The sequence below is a fragment of the Candidatus Cloacimonadota bacterium genome (assembly GCA_020532085.1).
Taxonomy (GTDB): domain Bacteria; phylum Cloacimonadota; class Cloacimonadia; order Cloacimonadales; family Cloacimonadaceae; genus Syntrophosphaera.
In genome coordinates this window covers 21,724-27,830 of the sequence record JAJBAV010000034.1, presented here as the reverse complement: position 1 = coordinate 27,830, position 6,107 = coordinate 21,724, and the positions used below count along the sequence as shown (strand labels likewise).

Here is a 6,107-nt window from a genome sequence, read left to right as displayed (position 1 = left end):
GTCCAAAAACGTCCAAATACCACTGTGACACAGTCTAAAGCCAGTCCTATTCATCTCACAATCCTATAAACAGTTACGACCACTGTGACAGGTGAAACCCATTTGCAAGTTTGGGTGATACTTTATAATTTCCATCGCCCTATGACAGTGCCACCCACAGGTTCAGTAACTGGCTGAACATCTTTATCCACCGGCATCCTTGTCTGATGGACCTGCCGCAAGTGCCAGGCTAGTATTTCAGCATTTTCAGCGGCTTCAGGGGCTGTCCCGAAACCCGCGCCCGGCAGATATAAACTCCTGGCGCCACCTCCGTTCCGTCAGCATCCCTCCCATCCCAGACCAGGGTGGTGCCGCCTTTGCCGATCTCACCTTTGTAAACGCTTCTGACCAACTGTCCCCGGATATTGTAAACCGAGATCTCCAAAGGCTGGGACCTGTCGCTTTCCACCGCCAGGGAAACCTGATCAGCAAAGGGATTGGGGTAGTGCCGGAGGGTGAAGGATTCCGGCGCGGGAATGAGAGATTCATCCGCGTCGGTGGTGCTGAAACTCAGTCTCTGCAAAAAAAGTGAGGTATATGACGGCACGGAGTGAAGTGACAAATCGGCCCAGAAGACGTAGGCATCGCGGTTCAGGGTGCAGGTGGACAGGGTTTGCAGGCGCGAATCCAGGTTGCTGTCCGCGGGCAGCCAGGCGCTACCGGAAGCCGTGAAGGCATAGTATTTCAGCCTGTCCGCCAGACCGATGTAGAAGCCGGGAGCGACTTCCTGCACGGCCAGATGGGTGAAGTTGAAGAGATCGGCAGACCAGATGGGTTGATGCTGATAATCGTGTTTGGCCAGGCCGGAGTCCGTGCGGATGACATAGCCTTCCGCGTCTCCGGCCAGCAACAGGCCCCGGTAGTAGGAAAGATCGGTGGCCAGAGGGTAGCCCGCGCCCCAGAGGGTTTCACCTGTAGGCGACATCAGCTGTCCGTAGAAATCGTCAAAAACCATGTATCTGCCGCCCTCCGGATCGTAGTGCAACGTTCCGAACCCCGCTTCGAGCAACAGGCCCTGGGGGGTGAGCAGCGCTCGATTCATGCTCAAACCAAGATAGGGTTGGCCATAGTTGAAAGCCGGATTGCCGCCGGCCTCAAAACCGGGCAGGGGAGCGCCTTCCGCGTCGAACCTCAGCACCCTGACCCATTTGAGGGCCAAAGTCTCTCCCATCACCAGCCAGTCCCACCTGCCCCAACAAAGATAGTCTCCGAAGGCATCGATCACCCGGGCGGAGGAGAAATAATAGTAGTCTTCTCCGGGAAAGTCGAGAGCCGAGGTCAGCACCCTGCCGCCGGTTTCCCACTGTGTGATCCCTTCGGCCAGGCGCTGGCCGCGGATCTCGAAATAGCTGCTGGGATAAGCGGTCCAGAACACGTAGAGGTCATTGCCCTGGACCGAACTGGTGAAGCCCCAGGCCAGGTTTACGAACTGGTCGCTCGCGGCCACGATCCTGCCCTCCGGCTCCCAGAGCTGGTTGCCCGCCGCGTCGATCTGCTGGGCCCGGATGGCTGTGGGGGAACCGAGGTCGGACCAAACGACCAGCGCGTTGCCGTTCTCCAGGCTGTGCAATCTGAAACTCCCGATGTCGCGGGGACCTCCGCTGGCGGGGAGCGTGCCCCAGTCCGTCAGCAGGGCCTGTCCCAGCGGCGAAACGATCTGATAGCCTATCCGGTGGCGTTCCGGGGCGTTCTGGCCTTCATTGTCCAGCCAGGCAGTGAGGATGTTTCCCTGCAAGGCGCATATCTGGGGCCGGCTGCAGGTCCTGTACAGATCGGTGGATACGGTTTCGGGTGAAGTCAGGGTTCCGGTTGGGAAAATTTCCCGCCTGATCAGATGGGAATAACCCGGCAGGACGAGTTCGAATATGATGCCCAGGCGCTCGTCGCCAAGAAATACATACGGGGCCAGCGATCTGCCCCCGTCTTCGTAGTCCGGATGGCCTGTGAAGGACAATTGCGCTTCGGCGGGCAGGGCGAAACCGCTGTGGCTGATGTATTGCGCCTGGCTGTGAACAACTCCTCCAGTGCTCTGGCGCGTGATGTGCAGGAACGCGCCTCCGGCGGCGTCTGGAAACAGGATTAAATGCAGGTCGTAATATGCGGGTTCGGGATCCAGGGCAACGCTGTTTCCCTGCAGGCTTACGTTGCCCTGCAGGTCGCATCTGACGCAATGCAGCAGGTTTTGGCCGCACCAGGCCAGCAAAGTGGAGCCGTCGGCAAGCGGGGCGGCGTTCATGGCGTCAAAGGCCACCGAACTGCTGAGGGTGAAGAGGTTCACCGGTTCCGCCCAGAGTTGATCTCCGTCCGAATTGACGATAAAAGTTTTCCAAACCTGATTGGCGCCCTCGTTCACCCGGTAGATCAACCGGTGAATTCCGTCTGTGGTAAAGGTTGGCTGCGTGGCCTGCACCGCCCCCTCGTCCGGATATCCGGTGCGCTCCCAGACCAGCTCCGAGGCCGCGTTGACCTTCACGATCCTGATCCTGGAATTCCAGATGAAGCTGCAGATCAGGTCGTCGTTGGGCAGCAGGGTGACACCGATATTGACCTCAGAGCTGCCATTGACGGGATTCAGTCCCAGATAGGCATTGCCGTGATGACTGCCCTCGGAATTCCAGTGGCTGAGCATCCAAATCCCGTTGGGGCTGCTCCGGCCGAGTTGGTAAACTCCGCCCTGGCGATCGGCAAAAAGCCTGTTGATGGCAGGCATTTGCGGGACATTAACTCCATTTCCCCAAAGTTGTTCACCGGCGGAGTTGATTTTGAAGAGACGCGCGGAGGTGTAAAACACGAAGCAGTTGTCGCTGGTGGGCACCATCCCGATAACGGTGGTGGTCGCGTGGGCTGCAAAAACCTCCACCGGCTGCGGCAACTGGGCTTGGTTGGCGGAATCGTAGCGTTGGAAAAAACACCGGTTATCGTACAGAGTGTTCCAGAGGTCGGTCCGGTTTTCCTGCCAGATCAGGGCGTAACCGCCTGACGGGGTGGAACAGCCCACACCGTTGAATCCCATGTTTGGGGCCTGATACACCGGCAACGGTTCCGGCCACACCTGGTCGGCGCGGGCCAAAACGGGCAACAGCCAGAGTAGCAGGTACAAGGCGGCAGATCCGAACTTCATGGTTTCTCCCGGGATGGCAGCGTGGCTTTCATCATCAATGCCATCCCGTCATCCTTATCTGGAGGGGGCAAAAAGGTCAAGGATTATTTTCCCCCGAGAAGCGACAAGGCTCAGCCCAGTACGAAACTGGCCAGGCTGAAGTAGATGCTGATGGTGAAGAGGTCGCTGATGGTGAGCGCCAGCGGACCCGAAGCGATCTTGGGATCCAGCTTGAGGGCGTGCAGCGCGGAGGGGATGATCAGCCCCACCAGGTTGGCCGTAACGAGGGTGAGAACCAGTGAGCCGCCCACCACCAGGGCCGGGGCGACCTCCTTTTGCCAGAGCCAGACCACGCCGCCTACCAGCACGCCGCAGCCCAAACCCAGCAGCAAAGCGGTGCCCAGTTCTTTCATGGCTTCGCGGGTGAACCACTTTAGCGTGGGTTTCCGGTGACGCAGGGCCTGGATGGTGACGGTCATGGACTGCATGCTCACGCTTTCGCCGAGGCCCAGGATCAGCGTTAGAAAGAAGGACAGCACCAGGGCCACGGCCAGCACGTGCTCAAACCTGGAGGTCATCACCGCGCTCAGCAGCCCGCCCGCCACCGAGGCCAGCAGCCAGGGAAAGCGCAGGCGAAAGGCCTTCAGTGGCGAGGCTCCGGAGATCTGCGAAACGCGGTAGCCGATGGCTTCAAACACTTCGTCCACCTGGTCGCGCTCCATAATGTCAGCCACATTTTCCGTGAGCGAGGTGGCATCGATGATCCCCACCAGATGTTTGTCGCCGTCCACCACCGGCATGGCCAGGTATTTGTGGACCACGAAATCCGCCATCACATCCATCAGTTCAGCTTCCTGGCGGATGCAGCGCACCCGGTGGTCCGCCACGTCATTCAACCGCGCTTCCAGCTTTGCTGTAAGCAGCATCCGGGTGGAAACCACCCCAGTGAGCTTGTTGTCGTCATCCACCACATAAAAGTAGAGTATCCTGGGCTTGGTCTCGCTGAAGCGGATAAAGTCCAGCGCTTCGCGCACCGTGGCTGTTTCGGGAAAGGCGATGTAGTCGCCGTGCATCAGGTCTTTGATTGGCTGCTGGCCGATTCCGTCGCTCATGAGGGGGCTCCTTTGTGCTTGAACCCACTTTTGCGTTCCGGGGCGGTCTGTCAAGCCGGGAATGGTTTTATTAAAAAAGAGGGAGCTCTCAGGCTCCCTCTTGTGCGATATTGTATCGAAGGTTGAAGGTTCGGCACGCTTCCCGGAGGCGGCGCGATTTCTGTTAATCCACTTTGATCGCTTTTACGCGGAAGAAGCTTTTGTCGGAGGTGGTCCCGACAGGATAGGTCGTGTTGGAAGTGCCTTCCAAAAAACTCCAGTCACCATAGGGGTCGGTGGCGCTGTAAACCTCGTAACCTGTGGCGCCGTCCACAACCGGCCAGCCAAGGTCGGCAAGGCCGGTAACGGGATCGAGGGTGATGCTGATCTGCGGTTCCGGCAGGTATTCGCCCACGAAGATGTTGTTGACCATGAAGTCGTTGTCGGCGTTGGAAGCTGTGGAGCCGGCGTAAAAGGCGATCCTGATGTGGCCGGTGTGGTCCGCGAGGGGGATGGCTACCTGTTCGCCACTCGGGCTGATATTATTGAGCACAAAAGCAGAGCCGGTGTTGTTCCATTCCCGCACGATATTGGCGGTGCTCCAGCCAAAACCGTCGCCGATCAGCACGGCGAAGCGGTCATCCACTCCGGCGGGGTCAGGTGGCGTGCCCGTGGGTGTTTGGCCATACTTCAGCCAGGCCAGGTCGAAAGTGAGCCAGGCATCCGGATCGTTCACATTGAGCAGCGGCGAGACCAGCCAGCCGTTGATGGTGCCCCAGATGTTGATCCGGGCTGCTTTATCCGGATTGGCGGTTGTATTCAGCCAGTCATCCTGTACCCACATGCTGTTTGGAACAAGGGTTACAGGGTCAGTGAGCTCTCCGCCCCACCTCTGCCACGCGTCGGAGGGCGGGAAGGAGGCTGCGTCGATACTTTCCGTCCAGGGAAATATTGTGATGGCGGGATCGGCCAGGGTGGTGAAAGTCCAGGTGGGACAGGCGAGCGCGTTGCCAAAACTGTTGTGGGGGATCACCCGCCAGGAATAGTTGGTACCGTAGTCCAGATAGTCGGCGGGGTCGTAGCTGGTGCCGGTGACCACCAGATTGTTTTCGATGTATTCCACCGGGTCGATTTTCCAGAGCGAGAAAAGGTAATGGTCCGGCGCTCCGCCGCCGCTGCTCCAGGAGATATTGGTTTCGATGGGAACGTCACCCGCCAGGTCCGCAGGGATAGGCATTATGGCCGGCGGCGGCACATCGGTGGGCGGGGTCATCAGCCAGATATTGGGGTGATAGCTGCCCCGGCTGCCGCTGCTGGTGGGAAAGGAAGCGTCCTGGTGCTTGTAAACGCAGCTGTAGCTTACACTGCTGCCGTAAAATGAGGGTGGTCCCCCCACTTTGGTGCCGTCCCGGTTTTCCCAGAGGATCTCGATGCCCCAGTTCTGGCCCTCGGTGTAGGTATAGCTGAAGGGCGCGGTGAACTCGATCGTGTTCCAGCCGGGGCCGTTCCAGGTTACGCTGCCCTCATAGACATAGGTCCAGCCTCCGGTGGGAGGATTGGGATATGCTACTTCTGTGCTGCCATAAGTGGGATTGTAGGCATAGCGCATGTAGACGCGCTGGCTGTCCATCACGTAGTTGCTGATGGTGCTGGACACCTGAAAAGCCAGGCCGGTTATCTGGATGGTGCCGCTCACCCCGGCAGCGGCAAGCTCGTCACCGGTGTAGATGAATTTGCTCCAACCATAGTTGTTGTAGCCGTAGGTTGGCACCTTGTTTTGGGTGGATGTGCCCGTTCCGAGGAAGTAATCATCCGCCGCCAAAGCGGAAAACAGGACTGTGCTGAGTAAGACTAACAAAGCGGTCTTCTTCATGATT

Annotated in this window: 3 protein-coding genes; all 3 read right to left on the bottom strand. The window is 58.7% G+C overall.

From position 1 onward, the window contains the following. Positions 1-229: 229 nt before the first annotated feature. On the bottom strand, positions 230-3,160 hold the full coding sequence (locus tag LHW45_09015) for a T9SS type A sorting domain-containing protein (protein ID MCB5285713.1): 2,931 nt from the start codon (positions 3,158-3,160) through the stop codon (positions 230-232). Between the two features lie 110 nt (positions 3,161-3,270). Next, a complete protein-coding gene (locus LHW45_09010) occupies positions 3,271-4,251 on the bottom strand; it encodes a magnesium transporter (GenBank protein MCB5285712.1) in 981 nt (326 codons plus the stop codon). Positions 4,252-4,414: 163 nt separating this feature from the next. After that, on the bottom strand, positions 4,415-6,103 hold the full coding sequence (locus LHW45_09005; GenBank protein MCB5285711.1) for a hypothetical protein: 1,689 nt from the start codon (positions 6,101-6,103) through the stop codon (positions 4,415-4,417). Positions 6,104-6,107: the final 4 nt, after the last annotated feature.